A 21738-nucleotide genomic window follows, 5' to 3' on the forward strand; every position below is an offset into this window, starting at 1 on the left:
CCCGCAAGCGCTGCTTGCGGGGGTTTCCAAAATTTATTCTGTCAGCCAGCCAGGGGTCACTCTTTGCCCTTGACCGGCGCCCACAGCTTTTTGTTGGTCAGATACAGCAGCACCGACAGCACGGTCAGGAACAGCACGCCGACAAAACCGGCCTGCTTGCGCGCCATCATCTTGGGCTCGGCGGTCCACATCAGGAAGGCCGCGACGTCCTGCGACATGGCTTCCACATCGTTGGCGTGGCCGTCAGCGAACTCCACCTGCTCATCGGACAGCGGCGGCGCCATCGAGATCCAGCCGCCCGGGAAGGCGGTGTTCTCATAGAAGATGGTGCCAGCCTCTTCTTTTTCCTCACCGGTGTAGCCGGCCAGCAGCGAAGCGATGTATTCGGCACCGCCCATTCCCTTGAACAGCTGGTTGATACCCAGGCCATAGGGGCCGTGGAAGCCCGCACGCGCCTTGGCCATCATGCTGAGGTCGGGGGCGCCGGCGTTGTTGTTTTCCGGGAAGTTGTCGACCGGCTTGGCCGGGCGGTCCTCATCCAGTTCCGGATCGTAGACGCTGAAGTTGTCAGCTGCGTAGGCCCGCACCTGGTCCTCCGGCATCTGCGGGCCGCCCTCGTCCGACAGGGTGCGGATCGGCACCAGCTTCAACCCGTGGCAGGCTGCGCAGACTTCGGTGTAGATCTGCAGGCCGCGCTGCAGCTGGTTGCGGTCATAGGTGCCGAACGGCCCCTCGAACGAGAAGTCGTAGTCGGTGATGTGCTGCTCGCCGCCGCCTGCTGCGAAAGACGCAGCAGGGATCAGGGCCAGAGCGAAGGCGGCACCGGTTGCCAGTTTCTTGAACATTGCTAGGTGTTCCTTCTTCTTACTCGGCAGGAGTGGCTTCAGCGGAAGACTTCTTGCCGTAGTGGGCCTCGAAATCTTCTTCGATGGTCGCCGGTTGCGGCAGCGGCTTCTCGATCACGCCCAGCAGCGGCAGGATCACGAAGAAGTAACCGAACCAATAGGCCGATGCGATCAGCGAGAACGATGCATAGGGCTCTTCCGCCGGCATCGCGCCCAGCCACATCAGGGCAAAGAAGTCGATCACCAGCAGCGCGAACCACCACTTGAACATCGGGCGGTAGCGGCCGGAACGGACGCGCGAGGTGTCCAGCCAGGGCGCCAGGGCCATGGCCAGGATCGCGCCGAACATGGCAATCACGCCAAAGAACTTCGCATCCACGATGCCGCCGGTGATGAAGGAGGCGAACTGCACGACCCAGACTTCCGAGGTGAAAGCACGCAGGATCGCGTAGAACGGCAGGAAGTACCATTCGGGAACGATGTGCGCGGGCGTCACCAGCGGGTTGGCCTCGATGTAGTTGTCCGGGTGGCCCAGGTAGTTCGGCATGAAGCCGACGATCGCCCAGAAGATCACCAGCACCACGGCCAGGCCCAGGAAGTCCTTGATCACGAAGTACGGCCAGAACGGCAGGGTGTCTTTCTCGGCTTCGGCCTTGGAGCCTTTGCGCACGTCAACACCGGTGGGGTTGTTGTTGCCGGTGGTGTGGAACGCCCAGATGTGCACGATCACCAGGGCTGCGATCACGAACGGCAGCAGGTAGTGCAGCGAGAAGAAGCGGTTCAGGGTGGCGTTGTCCACCGCCGGTCCGCCCAAGAGCCAGGTCTGGATCGGCTCGCCGATGAACGGGATCGCGCCGAACAGGCCGGTGATCACGGTGGCGCCCCAGAAGGACATCTGGCCCCACGGCAGCACGTAGCCCATGAAGGCGGTGCCCATCATCATCAGGTAGATCAGCATGCCGACAATCCAGGTGATCTCGCGGGGCGCCTTGTAGGAGCCATAGTACAGGCCGCGGAAGATGTGGATGTAGACGGCAACAAAGAACAGCGAAGCGCCGTTCATGTGAAGGTAGCGCAGCATATGGCCGCCGTTCACGTTGCGCATGATATGCTCAACGGATGCAAAGGCCAGGTCGACATGCGGGGTGTAGTGCATCACCAGGACGATGCCGGTGACGATCTGCAGCGCCAGGCAGAACGCCAGGACGATGCCCCAGATCCACCACCAGTTCAGGTTCTTGGGGGTGGGGATCATGATGGTGTCATAGATCAGGCCGACGATGGGCAGGCGGCTGTGCAGCCACTTCTCTGCGCCTGTCTTCGGCTCGTAATGGTCGTGGGGAATACCGGACATGAGCGCGTTTCCTTATCCCAGCTTGATGGTGTTGGCGTCGGTGAACTCGGCCAGCGGAATGTGCAGGTTCTCAGGCGCCGGGCCTTTGCGGATACGGCCGGCGGTGTCGTAGTGCGAACCGTGGCAGGGGCAGAACCAGCCGTTGAATTCGCCTGCGCCGTCACCCAGCGGCACACAGCCCAGGTGGGTGCAGACACCCATCATCACCAGCCATTCGCCGGTTTCGTCCAGGGTGCGGTTCACGTCAGCCGCGTCAGTGCCCGGCTTGTTGGCGTTCTCCGACCGCGGGTCGATCAGCTCGGTCAGCTCCACTTCGCGGGCCGCTTCGATCTCTTCCTGAGTACGACGGCGGATGAACACCGGCTTGCCCAAGAACATGACCGAGATCTGCGTGCCAACTTCCACGCCGCTGACATCGACCAGGATCGAGGACAGCGCTTTCACGTCGGCGGAGGGGTTCATCTGGTTGACCAGGGGCCATACTGCGGCACCCGCGGTCACTGCCCCGGCGCCGGCAGTGGCGTAGTAGAGGAAATCTCTCCGGGTTCCTTCGTGGTCTTCTGCGTGGGACACGAGGTTTTCTCCAATTCCAGCGCCCGTTTAGGGCAAACATGCGCATGCACCGCGATTGCTCGCAGTGACTCTGGCGCGTGTCTAGCGGGGAGAGAGCCGTTCGTCCAGCGGTCATGGGCGCGCAGAAAGCCGCAGACGGCAATTCTGTCACGCCTGGGCGACAGTGCCGCACCCATATCGTTGCGGCACCTGTCCGTTTCAAGGGGCCGGGGTCACGCCGCCGACGGTTTTGTCGCCTGCATCGACGGGCGCGATTCGAACTCCTCAAACCACTCCGCCAGCGCCTCGTTGCCCTGGCGCCAGTTTGTGTCCGGGTGGCGGAAGTTCACATAGGCCAAAGCACAAGCCACCGCGATCTGGCCGATATCCAGCGGCCCCCGCAGATGGCTCATCCAGCGCGCATTGAGTGCCGCACAGCCGCCCAGCACCTTGCCCTGCTGCGCATCCAGCCAGCCGTCCCACTGTTTTTCCTCCGGGCGGAGGCGTTTCTCGTAGGACATCAGCACGGCCGCATCCATGATTCCGTCTGCGGTCGCCTCCAGCACCTTGCTGTCCCAGCCGCGGTTGTACAGTTTGCCGCCGGCGCGCTCATCCAGATAGGCGCAGATCACCCGGCTATCATACAGCGCCGGCCCGTCATTGCGCTCCAGCGCCGGGATCTTGGCCAGCGGATTACTGGCCTTCACGTCCGGACTGGGGCTCAGGGGCGTCGTTGTGACATCCTGGATTTCGACATCCTGCAATTGCCCGGTTTCATGCAGAAGCACCAGAACCTTGCGGGCAAATGGGGATGCTTGGGAATAGGTGAGCCTCATGGGAAATCCTCCGCTGTTTGGCCGCAGCCTAATGCAAGCGCGCCTGAGGGGAAGGGCCAATCACCGCACTGTGTTAAACTGGGTCTGTGTAACAAGTGGCAGGAGACCCCCAATGATCATGAGAATATTCCAAGTCGTCACACGCCCCGGCAAGGAAGCCGAGTTCAGCAAGTTCTTCCATGAAACAGCGATCCCGCTGATGAAAGGCACCGACGGCATCGTCTCTGTCCTGCCCGGCGCGCCGCGCGCCGGGACCCCGCGGGAATTCAGCTTTGTCATGGTCTGGAAGGACCTGGCCTCACTCAAGGCGTTTGCAGGCGAGGATTACACCAGCCCGCACATCGACCCCGCCGAGGCTGAGCTGGTCGAGTCGCGCACCATCAAGCACTACGACTTGGTCGAGACCTGACCCCGCACCGCAATTCGCGCTTGCAGGAATCTCCGCCGCTTGCCACAGTCCCGGCGTTCTCAGGGCGGGGCGGAATTCCCCACCGGCGGTAAGCGGGCCAGTCCCGTAAGCCCGCGAGCGGCGTCTGTGTCCACAATCCGAAAAGTGGGAACCGGTTTTCGGGAAAATTGTGGAACAAGCATAGATGTGTCAGCAGATCTGGTGCGACTCCAGAGCCGACGGTCACAGTCCGGATGAAAGAGAACGTGCGTCAGGACCGCTTTGGGCTTTTCAGCCCTGCGTGCGCCTGCCGTTCGTGATCGCCTTGGGTGACGTGTCAGAGCCAAAGGAGATTACGAGATGACACACACCCGCTATGCCTTCATCAAGGCGCAATGGCATGCTGATATTGTTGACCGCGCGCTGGAGGGCTTTTTGCAGCTGATCCCGGCAGAGCAAGTCGACGTGTTCGATGTGCCCGGCGCTTTTGAGATGCCATTGCTGGCACAGGAGTTGGCCAAAACAGGGAAATACGCCGCCGTGGCCTGCGCCGCCTTTGTGGTGGATGGCGGCATCTACCGGCATGATTTTGTGGCTCAGGCCGTGGTCGACGGGCTGATGCGCGCCGGGATGGATACCGGGGTGCCGGTGCTGTCGGTCTCGCTGACCCCGCACCACTTCCAGGAAACCGATCACCACATCGCGATCTACCGCGAACATTTCGTGCAGAAGGGCCGCGAAGCCGCCAATGCCGCGCTGATGATCACCAAGACACGGGAGGCCGCTCTGGCCGCATAAACCACAGGCCAGCGCCTGCCGGGCCGCAACCGGCCCGGCCATGGCTCACCCCAAATACGCCTTCAAGGCCGGCGGCGGGTTGTCCAGCAGCTCCGCCGTGGCTTGCGGCGGATGCGCCTTGCCCTCCGCCACCAGCACCACCTGATCCGCAATCCGACGCGCATCATTCGGATCGTGGCTGACCATCAGCACCGTTGCGCCGCTTTCGCGGGCCAGCTCCGCCACCAGATCCAGCATCTCTGCCTTCAGCGCAGGTCCGAGCGCGGCAAAGGGCTCATCCAGCAGCAGGATATCACGCCCCTGCACCAGCACGCGCGCCAGCGCCACCCGGCTTTGCTGCCCGCCGGACAGCGCCGCAGGCTTACGCCCGCCCATGCCGCCCAGGCCAACCCGCTCCAGCGCGGCATCAACCCGGCTCCACTCCGCCGCGCTCAGCCTCAGGTTCGCATGCAGCCCCAAGCCCACGTTCTGTGCCACGGTCAGATGCGGAAACAGGTTGCCGTCCTGAAACAGCATCGCCACCGGCCGTTTACCCGGAGGCTGGCTGGTGAGGTCCGCACCATTCCACGCGATGCGCCCGCGGGTGACGGGCAGGAAACCGGCCACAGCCTCCACCAGCGTGGATTTCCCGGCGCCGGAGGGGCCAATCACCGCGACGCAGGCACCGGCTGCGATCTCCAGATCCGCCTCCACCGCGTAATCGCCGTTCATTATCCGGCAGTTCTCAAGCCTCAGCATGCCAGCGCCCTCCGCGGTCCAGAATCCAGAATACGCCCATCGACAGCAGCAGCAGCAGCAGTGCCGCGCCGGCCGCTGCCTCCATCCGGTAGGCCCCCATCAGCCGGTAGATCTGCAAGGGCAGCGTTGCGAAATCCGGATCGGCAAACAGCGCCACCACGCCGAGGTCGCCCATCGACAGGGCCGCCGCCAGACCGGCCGCAAACCCGGTCTGCGCCCGCATCCGCGGCAGGTAGACACGCCGGACAAAGGCCCATCCCTGCATGTCCAGCGACAGCGACAGGCGGCCGTACCGCCCCAGCACCTCCCGCGCACGGGGCACCAGGATGCGCATGGCAAAGGGCAGCGCCATCACCGCATTGACGAGCGCCGTCACCGGCAGCGCCAGCGCAAAAGGGTCCGCGATGGGATAGATCAGAATGAACAGCCCGGTGCCGATCACCAAGGGCGAGGCTGCAAGGCCCAAGATGCCCGACAGCTCGGTCATGCCGTTGCGGCCTGCCGCCACGGCAGCGGCCATCGGCAAGGCAAGTCCCAGCAGGATCACCGTGCTGAGAGCCGCAACCAGTATGGAGGTTCCGGCAGCCTGCCAGACACTGCTTTTCAGATCTGCCATCCCCGGCAGACCTGCCAGCGTAATTGCCGCCAGCGGCAGCAGCAGGAACGCCGCGGACAGGACAATCCAGAAAGCATCAGCGCTGCGCGCCAGCGCCCCTTGCCCGTCCCAGCGCCGCACCGCGCGGTCGAGACCGGAGCCAAAGCCCTCGCCCGCCGACACGCGCAACGCCACCAAAGCGGCGGCGGCGGTCAGCAGCAGTTGCAGGCCCGACAAAAGCGCCGCGCGGCCCAAGTCGAAATCGAATCGGAATGCCTGATAAATAGCGAGTTCAATGGTGGTGGCCCTTGGCCCACCGCCCAAGGTCAGCGCCACCGCAAAGCTGGACAGGCAGATGGCAAACACTACCGCCAGCGCGCCCGGCACCACCCGCCGCAGCATTGGGCCTTCCAGCAGCCGCCACATCGCCAGCGGCCCGGCATCCAGCTGCGCCGTCAGACGGAAGCGTTCGGCGGGGATCTCCTGCCAGCCCTGCAGGATCAGCCGGGTCGCCAGCGGCAGGTTGAAGAACACATGCGCCAGCACCACCCCGTGCAGCCCGTAGATCTGCACCGGCTCCAGCCCGAACAGACCCAGCAGGCTGCTCAGCCAGCCAGCCCGCCCAAAGACCGAAAGCAGGCCAAGAATCGCGACAATGACCGGAAGAATGAAGGGCGCCCCTAACAGCGCAATCAGCAGGCTCCGCCCCGGAAACCGCCGCCGCGCCAGCGCGCGGGCGACCGGGGCGGCAAGACCAACACTCAGAAGGGCCGACAGGCTTGCCTGGGTCAGAGTGAACCGCAGCGCGGCCCAGTCGCTGGCGCCAAACCCGGTGCCAGCCTCAGCCCTGAGCGCAACAGCCCCAAGGGTTCCAAGGATCAGCGCTGCCACCAGCAGGGCCGCGCTGATCCCGGGAAAGGCGCTTACTGGCTGAGCGCGTCCAGCCATTCGTCCAGCGCCGCATCGCGCACTTCCGCTGCCTCAGCTTCGCTCAGCAGCAGGGATTTTCCCGGTGCGATCAGGGTCTCAAAGCCTTCCGGCAGGCCTGCTGCCGGGGTGACCGCCGGATACATCCAGTTGGTGGTCGGGATGACCGACTGGAACGCATCGGACACCATGAAGGCCAGGAACTGGTCGGCCAGCTCCGGCTGGTCGGTGTTCGCCAGTTTACCGGCAACTTCCACCTGCATGTAGTGACCCTCATCAAAGGCTGCCGCCGCCTTGGAGCCGTCTTCCTCCGCAATCAGATGGTAGGCGGGCGAGGTGGTGTAGGAGAGAACCATGTCGGCCTCGCCTTCCAGGAACATGCCGTAGGCCTCGGACCAGCCCTTGGTCACGGTCACGACATTGTCGGACAGGCCCTTCCAGATCTCCGGCGCCTCGTCGCCATAGGCGGCCTTGACCCACAAGAGCAGACCCAGCCCGGGGGTCGAGGACCGCGGGTCCTGAATAACGATCCTCTTGTCGCTGGCCGCCAGCGCCTTGAAATCCGCAGGCGCTGCGGCATCGGCGTTATGAACAAAGGCGAAGTAGCCCCAGTCATACGGCACAAATGTCGCGTCGTTCCAGTCTACCGGCATTGCATAGTCGGCGCTGACCGAATGCTCGGCAAACAGGCCGGTTTCCTTGGCCGCAGCGGTCAGGTTGGTGTCGAGACCCAGCACCACGTCGGCGTCGGAACGCGCGCCCTCCAGCTTGATCCGCGCCAGGAGCGCGGCACCGTCGCCTGCGCTTACCAGTTTCAGGTCGCAGCCGCAGACCTCTTCAAAGGCCTTCTCCACTGCCGGGCCGGGGCCCCAGTCGGAAACAAAGCTGTCATAAGTATAAACAGTGAGTTCGGGCGTTTCGGCAAAGGCTGCCGAGGCGCCAAGCAGTCCCGCTGCAAATGCAAGATGTTTCATGCCATCCTCCTTTGCGGCTTTGGGCAAGGGTGGAGGCTGTCCAGTACCTTCCCTCCGCCGGTGTGATCCGGTTCAGGTTCAACGGGTGTCATCTCAGCGCTCGCGCGCACCCCGAGGTGGCGCGGACATTAGGCCCCAGCCGCAGCAATGACAAGCCAAAGCCCCGCCAGGACCTAAGGCTTGGTGAAACTGGACCGCTGCCAGCACCGGCCCCTTGTTCATCTGGCTGAAAATATCCCGGGGGAGCCGCCCCAGGCGGCGGGGGCAGCGCCCCCTCTCGCCTTTGCCGCAGAGGAATCCGCTTGAGGCACAGCCCCCTGCCCGCTAAGCACGTCCCGCAAAGGAGACCGCGCCTCATGTCGATGAACAGCTTTGGACACCTCTTCCGCGTCACCACCTGGGGCGAGAGCCACGGGCCCGCGCTTGGCGCCACCGTCGACGGCTGCCCGCCGAATGTGCCGCTGGAGCCGGAAATGCTGCAGCAGTGGCTCGACAAGCGCCGCCCAGGCCAGAACAAGAACACCACCCAGCGCAATGAGCCGGACGCGGTGAAGATCCTGTCCGGCGTGTTCGACGGCATGTCCACCGGCACGCCGATCCAGCTGATGATCGAAAACACCGATCAGCGCTCCAAGGATTACGGAGAGATTTCCCAGACCTTCCGTCCGGGCCATGCCGACATCACCTATTTCCAGAAATACGGCAACCGCGACTACCGCGGCGGCGGCCGCTCCTCTGCCCGCGAAACGGCAGCGCGGGTGGCAGCCGGCGGTGTTGCACGTGAAGCAATCAAGGCGCTGGTGCCGGGGCTGGAGATCAAGGGCTACATGACCCGAATGGGCGAGCTGGAGATCGACCGCAGCCGCTTTGACTGGGGCGCGATTGACCAGAACGATTTCTGGATCCCCGACGCAGGCGCGGTGCAGGAGTGGGAAGACTACCTGCAGCGCCTGCGTAAAGACCACGACTCGGTGGGCGCCGTAGTTGAGGTCGTCGCCCGCGGCGTTCCCGCCGGCATCGGCGCGCCGGTTTATGGCAAGCTGGACACCGATCTGGCCGCCGCGATGATGTCGATCAACGCCGTGAAGGGCGTGGAAATCGGCGAGGGCATGAATGCCGCACGCCTCAAAGGTTCGGAAAACGCTGATGAGATCTTCATGGGTGAAAACGGCCCCGAGTACTCTTCCAACCACGCCGGCGGCATCCTGGGCGGGATCTCCACCGGGCAGGACGTGGTGGTGCGCTTTGCGGTGAAGCCGACCTCCTCGATTCTTACCCCGCGCAAGTCGATCCGCAAGGACGGCTCCGCCACCGAGGTGATCACCAAGGGCCGCCACGACCCCTGCGTCGGCATCCGCGCGGTGCCGGTAGCCGAGGCGATGATGGCCTGCGTGGTTTTGGACCATCTGTTGCTGCACCGCGGCCAGATCGGTGAAAACCAGGGCCGGATTGGCTAGATTTTAGGCTCTAAAAGGGACGATTTTGCGTTTTCCAAGGGCGAAGTTTGCAGCTGCATGCTTCGCCTTTTTTGCCGCTCAACCGTGCTCGCCCGCGCATTGGCTGTGGTCGCCGAGCGCGGTCAGCACCTTGCAGCAGCCGCCGTTGCCGCCATCGCACAGGTGGCTGATCCGTTCCAGCTCGGTCGCCAGTTGCTCCAGCTTGCGGATCCGGTCGCGGACATTGGCCAGCTGGCTGCGGGCAATCCGGTCGGCTTCGGCGCAGTCATCGCCCAGATGCCCGTCCAGGCCCATCAACGCCTTGATGTCCTCCAGCGAAAAGCCGAGGTCGCGAGCGTGCTTGATAAAGCCCAGCGCGTCCATGCCATCCTGCCCGTAGCGGCGCTGGTTGCCGGCATTGCGGCCCGGCTGCGGCAGCAGGCCGACCTCCTCGTAATAGCGGATCGTGGGCACCTTCACCCCAGTGGCCTTGGACAGCTGACCGATGGAAAACATGGCAGAAACCTCTTGAAGCTCTAGTGACTAGAGGCCCTACATTGATCCCGAATCAGGAATGAGGACAAGAGCAATGGCAGGCTGCTGCAATCATGAGGCCCGGTTTGACGGGGTATCGGCGGACTATAAACGCAGGCTTTGGCTGGTGATCGCCATCAATGCCGGCATGTTCGCGGTGGAAATGGGGGCGGGCCAGCTGTCCGGCAGCCAGGCCTTGAAGGCGGACGCGTTGGACTTTCTGGGCGATGCGCTGACCTATGGCATTTCGCTGGCGGTGATCGGCGCCACCCTGCGCACCCGGGCACTGGCGGCCCTGGGCAAGGGCATCAGCCTGCTGCTGATGGGCGCATGGGTGTTTGGCTCCACGGTCTATCAGGTGTTCTATGTGGGCGTGCCGCAGGCGCAGATCATGGGGGTTATCGGCTTTATGGCGCTGGCGGCCAACCTGATTTCGGTCATGCTGCTGGCCCGCTACAAGGACGGCGACGCCAATGTGCGCTCTGTCTGGTTGTGCTCGCGCAATGACGCCATCGGCAATGTGGCGGTGATGATCGCGGCGCTTGGCGTCTGGGGCACCGCAACCGGCTGGCCGGACCTCATTGTGGCCGGCATCATGGGCGGTCTGTTCCTGAACTCCGCCTTCCAGATCCTGGTGCAGGCGGTGCGGGAATGGCGCGAAGAAGAGGCGCACGCAGAAGCGCATCAGCACTAGGGCAGAGACCGTCCGCGGGCGGAAGCGAAGCGCCCGCCCGTGGGGACGGACGGTCGCTGCCCGGGCCGTCGGCCCGGGTGGGTGAAAACTAGCAGAAAAGCCCTGCGTATTCCTTGCGCAGGGCTTTCTTCTGCACCTTGCCCATGGTGTTGCGCGGCAGCGCGTCCAGCAGGATGATCTCCTTGGGCTGTTTGAACTTGGCCAGCTGGCCAGAGAGCGCGGCCGTTATCGCCTCAACGCTGGTGCCCTCGCCCTCCGGCACAACCACGGCCACCACGCCCTCGCCGAAATCGGAATGCGGCACGCCGATGACGGCGCTTTCCAGAACACCGGGCAGGTCGTCGATCAGGCTCTCGACCTCCTTGGGGTAGACATTGAAGCCGCCGGTGATGATCAGATCCTTCTCGCGCCCGACAATGGTGACATAGCCGTCGGCGTCGATCCTTGCCATGTCGCCGGTGATAAACCAGCCGTCTGGACGCAGCTCCTCCGCCGTCTTTTCCGGCATCTGCCAATAGCCCTGAAACACATTCGGCCCGCGCACCTCCAGCACGCCGATCTCCCCAGCCGCCACCTCGGCGCCGTCCCTCATGACCCGCGCCTCCACCCCCGGCAGCGGGAAGCCTACGGTGCCCGCGCGGCGCTCGCCCTCATAAGGGTTCGAGGTGCTCATGTTGGTTTCGGTCATCCCGTAGCGTTCCAGGATGCGGTGGCCGGTGCGGGCCTCCCATTGCTCATGTGTGTCCACCAGCAAGGGCGCAGAGCCGGAGATGAACAGACGCATTTTTGCAGCGCGCTCGCGCGTCAGCCGCGCATCCGTCAGCAGGCGGGTATAGAATGTTGGCACCCCCATCAGCGCCGTGGCCGAAGGCATCGCCTCAAGGATGGCATCGGCGTCAAAGCCGGGCAAGAAAACCACCTGGGCGCCTGAGAGCAGCGCCACATTGGTCGCCACAAACAGCCCGTGGGTGTGGAAGATCGGCAGCGCGTGGATCAGCACGTCGTCCTTGGTGAACCGCCAGGTGTCGCGCAGGGTCAGCGAGTTGGAGGCCAGGTTCGCATGGCTCAGCATCGCCCCCTTTGAGCGGCCGGTTGTGCCGGAGGTATAAAGGATCGCCGCAAGATCATCCGCCTGCCGGGCCACCGGATCAAAGCCGCCCTGCCCGTCCGCCAGATCACGCAAGGTGCCCTGCCCGGCCGCATCCAGTGTCAGAACCTCCGCCGCGCCCGAGATTGCGCTGATCTCCTCCAGCCGCGCAGGATCGCAGACCACGACCCGGGGCGTCGCGTCGCCAACGAAATAAACGACCTCAGGCCCGGTGTAGGCGGTGTTCAAGGGCAGGAAAATGCCGCCGGCCATAACTGTGCCGAGGTAAAGCTCAATCGCCCGAATGGTTTTCTGGACCTGCACTGCCACCCGGTCGCCCGGCTGAACCCCCTGGGCCGCCAGCGCCGCCGCCATCCGTTCCGCGCCAGCAAACAGCGCGCCAAAGGTCACCGTGCTCCCGTCCGGCAGGCGGGCAAAAACATCGTATTCACGCCCCAGAGAGGACTCGCGCAGCTGGCGGATCAGGTGATTGGCGTCATACATAAGCGGGCTCCTGTCTAAACCGGCGCCATTTGCGCCCGGCGTTGGGGCGAAATCAAGCCATTGATCTTTGCGGCGCTTGAGCGCAGGGTCGCGCCATGGCGAAATCGTTAACATCGCATCGGCCTGTGCTGGCGGTCCTGCTGAAAGTCACCGCGATTGCGCTGTTCACTGCGCTGTCCGGGATCATCAAAGCCACATCGGAGACCGTGCCGGCGGGCGAGGCCGTCTTCTTCCGCTCCTTCTTTGCAATTCCGGTCATCGTTGCCTGGCTCATCGCGCGCGGAGAGCTGCGGCACGGTTTGATCACCAAAAAACCGATGTTTCACGTGTGGCGCGGGCTGGTTGGGACCTCGGCGATGGGGATGACCTTCATGGGGCTGGCGCTGCTGCCGCTGCCAGAGGTCACCGCCATCGGCTATGCCACCCCGATCTTCACCCTGATTCTGGCGGCGCTGTTCCTGGGCGAGACCATCCGAATGGTCCGGATCAGCGCCGTCGCCATCGGCCTGCTAGGCGTTCTGATCATGATCTGGCCACGGCTTGGCAGCGATCTGGAGGACGGCGCCATTCTGGGGGTGCTGCTGGTGGTAGGCGCAACCGTCGCCCGCGGCTTTGTGCAGATCCACATCCGCCGCATGGTGCAGTCGGAGCATACCGCGGCCATCGTGTTCTACTTTTCGCTGACGGCCTCAGGCCTCGCGCTGCTGACTGTCCCCTTCGGCTGGGTGATGCCGGATGGCCAAACCGCGGCGCTTCTGGTCGGCGCCGGCCTGGTCGGCGGGGTGGCGCAGATTCTGGTCACATCCTCCTACCGCTTTGCGCCGGCATCAATGCTGGCACCGTATGATTATGCCTCGATGATCTTTGCGATTGTGATCGGCTATGTTTGGTTCAACGAGTGGCCGACGCTAGTGATGCTTGCGGGCGCGGCGCTGGTGATTGCCGGCAATGTGCTGGTGATCTGGCGCGAGCACCGGCTGGGCCTGCAGCGCGGCAAGGCTAAGCCGCTGATGGATCCCAAGGGCGGATAGCAGGCCCTAAAAAGGGTTTTCGGCGGCTGGAGCCCGCAAGGGCGACGCACCCGCCTTCATCAGAAGGGTCGGGTGCCCGCTGTTTGCCCACCTGCGGGCACGGCTCAGACTGCGCGGGTCAGCCCCCCGTCGACACGGATGTTCTGCCCAGTGGTATAGGCCGCATTATCCGAGGCCAGATAAGCGATCAGGGCTGACACCTCACGCGCCGTGCCATAGCGCCCCATCGGGATCCGCGCCTTGCGGTCTTCGGTCTCCGGCAGGCTGTCGATGAAGCCCGGCAGCACGTTGTTCATCCGCACGCCCTGGCTTGCGAACTTGTCGGAAAACAGCTTGGTAAAACTCGCAAGCCCTGCCCGGAACACGCCTGAGGTCGGGAACAGCGGATCCGGTTCGAACACCGCGAAGGTGGAGATGTTGATGATTGACCCCTTGCCCTGGGCCGCCATGATGGGTGCCACCAAACGCGAAGGGCGGATCACGTTCATCAGGTAGTATTCCATCCCCAGATGCCAGTCGGCGTCGCTGATCTCCATGATATCGCCCTTGGGCCCGTGGCCCGCCGAGTTGACCAGCACGTCGATCCGGCCCCAGCGCTCCATCGCCTTGTCCACCAGCGCCTGCAGGTCGGATTGCTCCAGGTTGGAACCAGTGTGGCCCACCCCGCCCAGCTCCTGCGCCAGCATCTCGCCCTTGCCGGAGGAGGAGAGGATGGCAACCTCATACCCCTGCTCATGAAGGTGGCGGGCGGCATCCGCGCCCATGCCGCTGCCTGCGGCGGTGAAAAGTGCAACCTTGGTCATATCCATGCTCCTTTACTTGCCCCAAGGATGGCCGTTGCAGCCGTGCTTGACCAATCATGTCTCATCGCGCCAGACTGTAGGAAAACTACTGACTGAGACCTCATGCGCCTGCCCAACCTCAACGCCCTGCGAATGTTTGACGCCGCCGCCCGCCACCTGAACTTCGGCCGCGCGGCAGAGGAACTGCACCTGACCCAAGGCGCGGTGGCCCAGCAGGTGCGCCGGCTGGAGGCGGACCTGGGACACAAGCTGTTCCATCGCCACGCCCGCGGGCTGTCGCTGACCGACACCGGACGCAGCTACCACGCGCCGGTGCAGCAGGCCTTGGCAATGATCCGCGAAGCGACCGACAAGCTGGCCCCGGCTGTGCAGCGGGTAACCCTGTCGGTGCCGCCCTCCTTTGCCGCCAAATGGCTGGTGCCGCGGCTGCCGGAGTTCGAGGCGCGGCACCCCGGCATCGACCTTCGGGTGGTGGCGGAGGAGAACCTGACAGATTTCAAGCGGGACGGCATCGACATTGCCATCCGCCAGGGCAGCAAACCGCAGGAGAGCAGTTTGAACTCTGCCCTCCTGTCGCTGTTGGATCTGGTGGCGGTGGCCCGGCCGGATTCGGCTCTAATACAGGAAGAACCGCTGGAACTTGCCGATCTTGCCCATCATACGCTGATCCAGGACGGGCACCGGCACTGGGAACTGCTGCTGCGGCAGGATGGTCTCACGGCCAAGGGGCGGATCCTGCAATTCAACCAGACTGCGCTGGCGATGGATGCTGCGGTGAACGGCCAGGGCATCGCACTGGTGCCGCGGTTATTTCTGGGAGGACAGCCGCTGGAGATCCTGTGGCAGGCGCCGCGGCTGGGCGATCAAGGGTTCTACGTGCTGTGGCCCAGCGCACAGGGCCGGGCCAAGACAGTGGTGGACTGGCTCTTGCGCCAATAGCGATCAGGCAGAGGCTGCCGCGGTCCCTTCCGGTGCGCTGAGCGAGATCACCGCAACCACCGCAGCCCCGTTCAGCAGATAGAAGGCCGCATCCAGCCCGGCAAAGCCGAAGAGAAAAGGTGCCGCCAGAAAGGCGAGGCCGACAATCAGGTCAACGGTCAGATGCAGCCTGTAGGGCAGCACCCGGACCAGGCCGAGATGGTGGTCGGTCAGTACCGTCAGCACAAAGGCGGCAACGCCGGTCACCACGGACAGCCACAGCGCCAGCGGGTTGCTTTCGCCAAGGCCCAGCAGAAACGGCAGCCCCATCAGGGCGGCAGCAACCGGATAGTCAAGATAGGCATGAATGGTACGGGTCACAAAGCGAAGAGGCATGGGTCAGGTCCTTGCTACTGAGGTTTCTTGGCCGCGCAGTCCGCGGCTCTGACCCCAGATTGGACCGGCCATCCCGTACGGTGAATTTCAGCCCCTCCCGGGAATCTTGCAGATCGTTCAATCTTCGGACGCTTCAACCAGGCCAGGCTGCCGCATGGTGCTGCCGGTAGGCCGCGGGCGACATGCCCACCTGCTTGCGGAACACGCGGGAAAACGCTGCCTCGGAGGCATAACCCGCAATCTCCGCGGCATCGGCTACATTCAGCCCCTGCTCTGCCAGCCCCTGACAGGCGATCTGCATCCGCCAGCTGGTGAGGTATTGCATCGGCGTCACTTCCATCTTGGCAGCAAACTCCTGGGCAAATGCAGTGCGCGACATGCCCGCCTCCCGTGCCAGGCCTTCAACGCTCCACTCCTTGGCAGGCGCCTGATGGAACGCCGTCAGCGCCCGCGAGATACGCGGATCAGCAAACCCCGCCAGCGCCGGCCCGCTGGGGCTCTGATGTTCCAGATAGGCCCGGATCGCCTGAGCGAACAGCACCTCGGACAGTTTCAGCGCTATCAGGTCGCCGCCGATGCGGGCGCCCTGCACTTCGGAGCCGATCATCCGCAAGGTCGCTTCGATCCAGGCCCCGGCAGCCTCGCCGTAGTTTTCGATCACGATATGGGGCGGCAACCGGTCGATCAGCATATGCCCGGCGCCGCGCCGCCCCGGCATGGCGGCAAAGGAAAAGTGGCCGCAGATCAGCTGGGTATCCCGCACCTCCAGCGCACCGCCATAGACCAGTACCCCGCCGCCGTCATAGCCCGCGTCCTCCAGCACCTGCTCCAGCGGCAGCGCCTCCAGCGGCTGCACCTCGTTGCACAACAGCATATGCGCCGCGCCATGCGGGACCAGCACCAGATCGCCCTGCTTCAGCCGCAGCGTCTCACCGCTCGCAGGCACATGCACATTCAGCTCCCCTCGCTGAACGAAGTGAAACCGCGCGACGTTTTCATACTCCGGCACCTGAATCCCGAACGGCGGGGTAAAGGAGGTGCGAAAGTACAGCGTTCCCTTGAGGGACAGCCGGGTGAGGATATCGCTAAGCAGGTCCAACATGCCTTGCATGTTAGGCGTCTGGCACTCGCCGTCCATGCCGTCGGACGATCTGCAAGGAAATGTGAACGGTCAGCCAGCCGAACATTTCGTTCTGGACGCTTGCCTGCTGGTGGCCGTCAATCGCTTATATCCGGGCGGTCGTTGCGGCCCCGGCTGCTCATCACCCGGCTCATGGCCAGGATGCCAGCAGCTATCAGCGCCAGCAGCACTGCGTGCACATAATACCCCAGACCTGAGGCCATGCCGACGCCCCCGGCCACCCACAGGCTGGCGGCCGTCGCCATGCCTCCGACCCGCTCATCCCCCTGGATGATCGCCCCGGCGCCAAGAAAGCCGATCGCCCCGACAAGCCCCTGCATGATACGGGTCGGATCAGCCCCCAATTCAAGCGCCTGCGCCTCCATCGACATTTCCATGGTGATCAGCGTGAAACCTGCGGCCCCAAGCGAAACAATCATGTAGGTCCGCATGCCCACCTTGCGGTGCCGCAGCTCCCGGTCCAGCCCCAGAAGCGCCCCGGCAGCAGCGGCGCAGAGCAGGCGCAGGCCCAGTTCAAGATAACTCACATAGGCAATGCTCAGGTCCATCGCGTTCCTGTTCCTTCTTATCGGGCACAGCATGCCACTGCCCCGGAATGACTTTTCAGCAATATGGCTGACTATGGCACAGTCCCGGATAAAGTGCAGGAAATTGGAACGGGCCGCTATGTCCTGTGACATGCGGCCTGGCACTGCAGCCGCAAAGAAAAACCCCCGCCACACGGGCGGGGGTTTCCGATCAGACCTGCTCTGCGCTTAGGCGCGGACCAGCTTTTCGTAGTCCTCGGCGATCTCACGGGTCAGGGCGCCGACTTCAAACGTGTAAGGACCAATCTCGCCGACCGGGGTGACCTCGGCCGCGGTGCCAGTCAGCCAGCACTGCTCAAAGCCTTCCATCTCTTCCGGCATGATGTGGCGCTCATGCACGGTAACGCCCTTGTCCTTCAGCATCTGGATCACGGTCTGCCGGGTGAGACCATTCAGGAAGCAATCCGGCAGCGGCGTATGCACCTCGCCATCCTTCACGAAGAAGATGTTGGCGCCTGTCGCCTCTGCTACATAGCCGCGGTAGTCCATGAACAGCGCATCCGAGCAACCCTTGGCCTCCGCCTTGTGCTTGGAAATGGTGCAGATCATGTAGAGGCCCGCCGCCTTGGCATGCACCGGGATGGTTTCCGGGCTGGGCCGCTTCCACTCCGCGATGTCCAGCTTGGCGCCTTGCATCTTGGCATCGCCGTAGTAGGCGCCCCAGCCCCAGACCGCGATGGCCATCCGCACCGGGTTGCGGGCCGAGGCGACCCCCATATCCTCGCCCGCGCCGCGCCACACCAGCGCCCGCACATAGGCGTCCTGCAGACCGGAGGCCTTCAGCGTTTCTTCCTTGGCCGCCTCGATCTCGTCAACAGTGTAGGGCATCGGCATGTCCAGCGCCTTGGCCGAGGCGACCAGCCGCTCGGAATGCTCCCGGCTCTTGAAGATCTTGCCGTTGTAGGCGCGCTCGCCCTCGAACACAGAGGACGCATAATGCATCGCATGGGTCAGGATATGCACCTTGGCATCCCGCCAGTCGACCAGCTCCCCATCCATCCAGATCACACCGTCGCGGTCGTCATAACCTGCCATGCCGCACCCTCCTGAAACTCTGCGGTGATTTACAATAATTGCGCAACTTATGGCCGTCCCGGACACAATGTTGCGCCAAAGCTGAGATTCGATACATCTTCACTCTTGGAATGTCAACAACACTGACATAAACTGGCCGGCAAGACAAATGAGGGGGCACCGAATGCCTGAAGGCCGGACAGGGCAGGGATACAGCGGCGAAAGCCTGCTGTTTCTGACAGATGAGCAGCTTCGCCAAGGGATTGAGGCGATGTTCTTTGCCTACCGCGGCTTTACCGCCGATCCGGACCGGATCCTTGCGGAATTGTCCTATGGCCGGGCGCACCACCGGGCGATTCATTTCATAAACCGCTCGCCCGGCACCACTGTGAACAATCTTCTCAGCATTCTGGGGGTGACCAAACAGTCGCTGAACCGGGTGCTGCGGACCCTGATCGGCGACGGCCTGGTCGAAAGCAAGGTGGGCGAGCTGGATAAACGCGAACGCCACCTGTACCTGACCGAACAGGGCGCGGCGCTGGAAGCCACCCTGTCGGACGCCCAGCGCGCCCGGATGCGCGCCGCCTACAAGGACGCAGGCCCTGAGGCGGTGCAAGGCTTTAAGAAGGTGCTTGAGGCGATGATGGACGCCGACATGCGCCGCGCCTATGCCAAACTGCGGGAAACGGGCGCATGAGCATGAATGACGCCCATCTTCTGATCGTGGACGATGATGAGCGCATCCGCGAGCTGCTGAAGAAATTCCTGATGCGTTCGGGTTTCCTGGTCACTGCGGCGCGTGACGCGGCGCATGCCCGGCGCGTTCTGGCGGGGCTTGATTTCGACCTGATCATTATGGACGTGATGATGCCGGGGGAAGACGGCATCTCGCTGACCAAGTCGCTGCGCGAGAGCATGGCAACCCCGATCCTGCTGCTGACCGCCAAGGGCGAGACCGATGACCGGATCGCCGGGCTGGAGGCCGGGGCGGATGACTACCTGCCGAAACCATTCGAGCCCAAAGAGCTCCTGCTTCGGGTGAACGCCATCCTGCGGCGGATGCCGGACACCACCACGCAGGACAGCGCCCCCAAGGTGCTGCATCTGGGAGCAATCCGATATGACATCGAGCGCGGCGAGATGTGGCAGGGCGACGAACTGATCCGCCTCACCGGCACCGAAAGCCAGCTGATGAAGATCTTCTCCGCCCAGCCCGGCGAGCCGGTCTCCCGCACCAAGCTGGTCGAGGACCTGGGCCGCGACCGCGGCCAGGCGCAGGAGCGCGCAGTGGACGTGCAGATCACCCGGCTGCGCCGCAAGATCGAGCCGAACCCGAAACAGCCGCAATACCTGCAAACGGTGCGCGGCGCGGGCTATATGCTGGCACCGGATTAACGTATTTCCGGCTCCTTCTTCTGGCCCAAAGTATCCCGGGGTCCGGGGCAGCGCCCCGGGTTTCCCCTTGCAGCCACAGCCGCCTGCCCCCTAGGGTCGCGCCAAGCCCGGCCGCAGGAGGACACGCACCATGACCACCGCCCTGATCACCCACGCGGATTGCCTCAACCACGTCACACCGGAAGGCCACCCGGAACGGGTGGCGCGGCTGGAGCACATCCTGCACGCGCTGGAACCCTTGGACCTGAAACGGGTCACCGCACCGATGGCTGCCGAGGACGACATCCTGCGCGTCCACCCGGCCTCCTACCTCTCTGACCTGCGCAAGGCTTCGCCAGCGGAGGGCTGGGCGCAGATTGACGGCGACACCTTTATGTCCCCCGGCTCTTTGGACGCCGCGTTCCGGGCTGCCGGCGCGGTTGTGCGCGGTGTCGATATGGTTCTGGGCGGCGAGGTGCAGAACGCCTTTGCGGCGGTGCGCCCGCCGGGACACCACGCCGAAACGGACACCGCTATGGGCTTCTGCCTGTTCGGCAATGCGGCGCTGGCCGCCAAACACGCGCTGGACCATCACGGGCTCAGCCGTGTCGCTGTGGTGGATTTTGACGTGCACCACGGCAACGGCACCCAGGACCTGTTGTGGGACGAGCCGCGCGCGCTGCTGATCACCAGCCAGCAGATGCCGCTCTGGCCCGGCTCCGGCCGCCCGGACGAGGATGGCGCCCATGGCCAGATCCTCAACATGCCGCTGGCGCCGGACTCCGGCCGGGCCGAGATGCAGGCGGCCTATGAGGGTCAGGCCTTTCCCCGCCTGCGCGCCTTCAAGCCGGAGCTGATCATTATCTCGGCGGGCTTTGACGCCCATCAGGGCGATCCGCTCGCAAGCCTCAACTGGGCAACGGAAGATTTCGCCTGGATCACGGCGGAGCTGTGCAAACTTGCCAGTGAGCTGTGCCAGGGCCGTATCGTCTCGACTTTGGAAGGCGGATATGATCTGAACGCGCTCGCCGCGGCAACGCGCGCGCATGTGGAAGAATTGACAAAGGCACCGGCATGACTGAGACCCCCGTAGAGCAGATGAGCTTTGAACAGGCGATGCGTGAGCTGGAAGGCGTGGTGGACCAGCTGGAACGCGGCGACGTGGCGCTGGATGCCTCCATCGCGCTCTATGAACGCGGCGCCGCGCTGAAGAAACGCTGCGAGGATGAGCTGAAACGTGCCGAAGAGAAGGTCGCCGCCATCACACTGGACGCCAACGGCACCCCCAAGGGCACCCAGCCGCTGGACGCCGGCTGAACCATGAGCACCGCCGCAGACATCCAAACGCGCCCCTTTGCGGAGGCGCTGAAAGACGCACAGGCCCGCATCACCGCGCATATGGAGATGCGGCTGGCGGGCAGCGACGAGTTGCACGCCGCAATGCGCTACGCCATCACCGGCGGCAAGATGCTGCGCGGCTTCCTGGTGCTGGAAAGCGCCCGTCTGCACGGTGTACCGGCAGAGGCCGCCGTCGAGGCCGCGCTCGCCATCGAGTGCATCCACGCCTATTCGCTGGTGCATGACGACCTGCCCTGCATGGACGACGACGACCTGCGCCGCGGCCAGCCCACCCTGCACCGCAAATGGGATGAGGCGATGGCGGTGCTCGCGGGCGACAGCCTGCAGACGTTTGCCTTTGAATTGCTGGCAGACCCCAAGGTGGGACCCCACGCGCTGACCCTGATCCGCGGACTGGCGCAATCCTCTGGCAAAGACGGGATGGTGTCGGGCCAGATGCTCGATATTGCGGCGGAAACTGCCGGCGCACCGCTGACGCTGGAACAGATCACCAAGCTGCAAGGCCGCAAAACCGGCTGCCTGATCGAATGGTCCGCCACAGCCGGCGCAGTTATGGCCGGGGCTGATCCGGCACCGCTGCGGCAATACGCTTGCGCCCTTGGCCTTGCCTTCCAGATCGCAGACGACATCTTGGACGTCGAAGGGGATGCCGCAAAGGTGGGCAAAGCCGTACGCAAGGACGCAGAAGCCGGCAAAGCAACCTTTGTTTCGCTGCTGGGACTGGCAGAGGCAAAAGCCCGCGCACAGTCCCTGTGTGACGAGGCCTGCGCTGCGCTGTCACTATTTGGCGAGGATGCTGCAACCTTGAAGGAAGCCGCGCGTTTCGTTATTGCGCGCGACAGCTAACCCCGCG

25 protein-coding genes and 2 riboswitches are annotated in these 21738 nt (G+C 64.1%); of the genes, 11 read left to right on the forward strand and 14 right to left on the reverse strand.

The window, feature by feature from the left end; genetic code table 11:
- Positions 1 to 56 precede the first annotated feature (56 nt).
- From CAER_RS0113410 to CAER_RS0113425, 4 genes are all read right to left on the reverse strand, one after another.
- Positions 57 to 845: a cytochrome c1 gene (locus CAER_RS0113410; protein ID WP_027235831.1), complete on the reverse strand. Its 789-nt coding sequence runs from the start codon at positions 843 to 845 to the stop codon at positions 57 to 59.
- A 19-nt stretch (positions 846 to 864) separates the two neighbouring features.
- Entirely contained in the window at positions 865 to 2199 is a 1335-nt protein-coding gene (petB, locus tag CAER_RS0113415) for a cytochrome b (protein WP_027235832.1), read from the reverse strand.
- 12 nt (positions 2200 to 2211) lie between these two features.
- Positions 2212 to 2772 (reverse strand): ubiquinol-cytochrome c reductase iron-sulfur subunit, encoded by a 561-nt coding sequence (gene petA / locus CAER_RS0113420; protein WP_027235833.1) that lies wholly within the window; start codon positions 2770 to 2772, stop codon positions 2212 to 2214.
- A 212-nt stretch (positions 2773 to 2984) separates the two neighbouring features.
- Positions 2985 to 3587, reverse strand: coding sequence for a glutathione S-transferase (locus CAER_RS0113425; RefSeq protein WP_027235834.1), 603 nt, complete (start codon positions 3585 to 3587; stop codon positions 2985 to 2987).
- Between the two features lie 112 nt (positions 3588 to 3699).
- On the opposite strand from CAER_RS0113425, the gene CAER_RS0113430 reads away from it, so the two are divergent.
- Positions 3700 to 3996 (forward strand): antibiotic biosynthesis monooxygenase family protein, encoded by a 297-nt coding sequence (locus CAER_RS0113430; protein ID WP_027235835.1) that lies wholly within the window; start codon positions 3700 to 3702, stop codon positions 3994 to 3996.
- Between the two features lie 51 nt (positions 3997 to 4047).
- A riboswitch (FMN riboswitch) is annotated at positions 4048 to 4245 on the forward strand.
- A 90-nt stretch (positions 4246 to 4335) separates the two neighbouring features.
- Positions 4336 to 4773: a 6,7-dimethyl-8-ribityllumazine synthase gene (locus CAER_RS0113435; RefSeq protein WP_027235836.1), complete on the forward strand. Its 438-nt coding sequence runs from the start codon at positions 4336 to 4338 to the stop codon at positions 4771 to 4773.
- A gap of 45 nt (positions 4774 to 4818) precedes the next feature.
- Here CAER_RS0113435 and CAER_RS0113440 read toward each other — a convergent pair whose 3' ends face one another.
- The 3 genes from CAER_RS0113440 to thiB are packed head-to-tail and all read right to left on the reverse strand — an operon-like array spanning position 4819 to position 8007.
- Entirely contained in the window at positions 4819 to 5511 is a 693-nt protein-coding gene (locus CAER_RS0113440; RefSeq protein ID WP_027235837.1) for a thiamine ABC transporter ATP-binding protein, read from the reverse strand.
- Complete coding sequence (locus CAER_RS0113445) at positions 5498 to 7054, reverse strand: thiamine/thiamine pyrophosphate ABC transporter permease ThiP (RefSeq protein ID WP_027235838.1); 1557 nt, start codon at positions 7052 to 7054, stop codon at positions 5498 to 5500. The genes CAER_RS0113440 and CAER_RS0113445 overlap by 14 nt, the downstream gene beginning before the upstream one ends.
- A complete protein-coding gene (gene thiB / locus CAER_RS0113450) occupies positions 7030 to 8007 on the reverse strand; it encodes a thiamine ABC transporter substrate binding subunit (protein ID WP_027235839.1) in 978 nt (325 codons plus the stop codon). The genes CAER_RS0113445 and thiB overlap by 25 nt, the downstream gene beginning before the upstream one ends.
- A 32-nt stretch (positions 8008 to 8039) precedes the next feature.
- Positions 8040 to 8131, reverse strand: a riboswitch (TPP riboswitch).
- 232 nt (positions 8132 to 8363) lie between these two features.
- Here thiB and aroC point away from each other — a divergent pair.
- Complete coding sequence (gene aroC, locus CAER_RS0113455; RefSeq protein WP_027235840.1) at positions 8364 to 9464, forward strand: chorismate synthase; 1101 nt, start codon at positions 8364 to 8366, stop codon at positions 9462 to 9464.
- Between the two features lie 78 nt (positions 9465 to 9542).
- Here aroC and CAER_RS0113460 read toward each other — a convergent pair whose 3' ends face one another.
- Entirely contained in the window at positions 9543 to 9959 is a 417-nt protein-coding gene (locus CAER_RS0113460) for a MerR family transcriptional regulator (RefSeq protein WP_027235841.1), read from the reverse strand.
- 73 nt (positions 9960 to 10032) lie between these two features.
- On the opposite strand from CAER_RS0113460, the gene CAER_RS0113465 reads away from it, so the two are divergent.
- Positions 10033 to 10671: a cation transporter gene (locus tag CAER_RS0113465; protein ID WP_027235842.1), complete on the forward strand. Its 639-nt coding sequence runs from the start codon at positions 10033 to 10035 to the stop codon at positions 10669 to 10671.
- An 88-nt stretch (positions 10672 to 10759) separates the two neighbouring features.
- Here CAER_RS0113465 and CAER_RS0113470 read toward each other — a convergent pair whose 3' ends face one another.
- The gene (locus CAER_RS0113470) at positions 10760 to 12262 is read right to left on the reverse strand and encodes a malonate--CoA ligase (RefSeq protein ID WP_027235843.1); all 1503 of its coding nucleotides are present in this window, start codon (positions 12260 to 12262) and stop codon (positions 10760 to 10762) included.
- 95 nt (positions 12263 to 12357) lie between these two features.
- Here CAER_RS0113470 and CAER_RS0113475 point away from each other — a divergent pair, with 95 nt between their 5' ends.
- The gene (locus CAER_RS0113475; protein WP_027235844.1) at positions 12358 to 13293 is read left to right on the forward strand and encodes a DMT family transporter; all 936 of its coding nucleotides are present in this window, start codon (positions 12358 to 12360) and stop codon (positions 13291 to 13293) included.
- A gap of 104 nt (positions 13294 to 13397) precedes the next feature.
- On the opposite strand, the gene CAER_RS0113480 is transcribed toward CAER_RS0113475, so the two are convergent.
- On the reverse strand, positions 13398 to 14102 hold the full coding sequence (locus CAER_RS0113480; RefSeq protein WP_027235845.1) for an SDR family oxidoreductase: 705 nt from the start codon (positions 14100 to 14102) through the stop codon (positions 13398 to 13400).
- A gap of 96 nt (positions 14103 to 14198) precedes the next feature.
- Here CAER_RS0113480 and CAER_RS0113485 point away from each other — a divergent pair, with 96 nt between their 5' ends.
- Positions 14199 to 15035, forward strand: coding sequence for a LysR substrate-binding domain-containing protein (locus CAER_RS0113485; protein WP_027235846.1), 837 nt, complete (start codon positions 14199 to 14201; stop codon positions 15033 to 15035).
- Positions 15036 to 15038: 3 nt separating this feature from the next.
- On the opposite strand, the gene CAER_RS0113490 is transcribed toward CAER_RS0113485, so the two are convergent.
- From CAER_RS0113490 to CAER_RS0113505, 4 genes are all read right to left on the reverse strand, one after another.
- A complete protein-coding gene (locus tag CAER_RS0113490) occupies positions 15039 to 15410 on the reverse strand; it encodes an SPW repeat domain-containing protein (protein ID WP_027235847.1) in 372 nt (123 codons plus the stop codon).
- Positions 15411 to 15543: 133 nt separating this feature from the next.
- On the reverse strand, positions 15544 to 16512 hold the full coding sequence (locus CAER_RS0113495) for an AraC family transcriptional regulator (protein ID WP_036797707.1): 969 nt from the start codon (positions 16510 to 16512) through the stop codon (positions 15544 to 15546).
- A 116-nt stretch (positions 16513 to 16628) separates the two neighbouring features.
- A complete protein-coding gene (locus CAER_RS0113500; RefSeq protein ID WP_027235849.1) occupies positions 16629 to 17099 on the reverse strand; it encodes an MgtC/SapB family protein in 471 nt (156 codons plus the stop codon).
- A gap of 207 nt (positions 17100 to 17306) precedes the next feature.
- Positions 17307 to 18173 (reverse strand): branched-chain amino acid aminotransferase, encoded by an 867-nt coding sequence (locus CAER_RS0113505; protein ID WP_027235850.1) that lies wholly within the window; start codon positions 18171 to 18173, stop codon positions 17307 to 17309.
- Between the two features lie 163 nt (positions 18174 to 18336).
- On the opposite strand from CAER_RS0113505, the gene CAER_RS0113510 reads away from it, so the two are divergent.
- The 5 genes from CAER_RS0113510 (at position 18337) to CAER_RS0113530 (ending at position 21731) form a co-directional block, all read left to right on the forward strand.
- Complete coding sequence (locus CAER_RS0113510; RefSeq protein WP_008554519.1) at positions 18337 to 18849, forward strand: MarR family winged helix-turn-helix transcriptional regulator; 513 nt, start codon at positions 18337 to 18339, stop codon at positions 18847 to 18849.
- On the forward strand, positions 18846 to 19547 hold the full coding sequence (locus CAER_RS0113515) for a response regulator (protein WP_027235851.1): 702 nt from the start codon (positions 18846 to 18848) through the stop codon (positions 19545 to 19547). The genes CAER_RS0113510 and CAER_RS0113515 overlap by 4 nt, the downstream gene beginning before the upstream one ends.
- Before the next feature lie 130 nt (positions 19548 to 19677).
- On the forward strand, positions 19678 to 20604 hold the full coding sequence (locus CAER_RS0113520; RefSeq protein ID WP_027235852.1) for a histone deacetylase family protein: 927 nt from the start codon (positions 19678 to 19680) through the stop codon (positions 20602 to 20604).
- A complete protein-coding gene (locus CAER_RS0113525; protein ID WP_027235853.1) occupies positions 20601 to 20843 on the forward strand; it encodes an exodeoxyribonuclease VII small subunit in 243 nt (80 codons plus the stop codon). Before CAER_RS0113520 ends, CAER_RS0113525 begins: the two co-directional genes overlap by 4 nt.
- A gap of 3 nt (positions 20844 to 20846) precedes the next feature.
- A complete protein-coding gene (locus CAER_RS0113530; protein WP_027235854.1) occupies positions 20847 to 21731 on the forward strand; it encodes a polyprenyl synthetase family protein in 885 nt (294 codons plus the stop codon).
- Positions 21732 to 21738: the final 7 nt, after the last annotated feature.

This window comes from Leisingera caerulea DSM 24564 (assembly GCF_000473325.1).
GTDB classification, from domain to species: Bacteria; Pseudomonadota; Alphaproteobacteria; order Rhodobacterales; family Rhodobacteraceae; genus Leisingera; species Leisingera caerulea.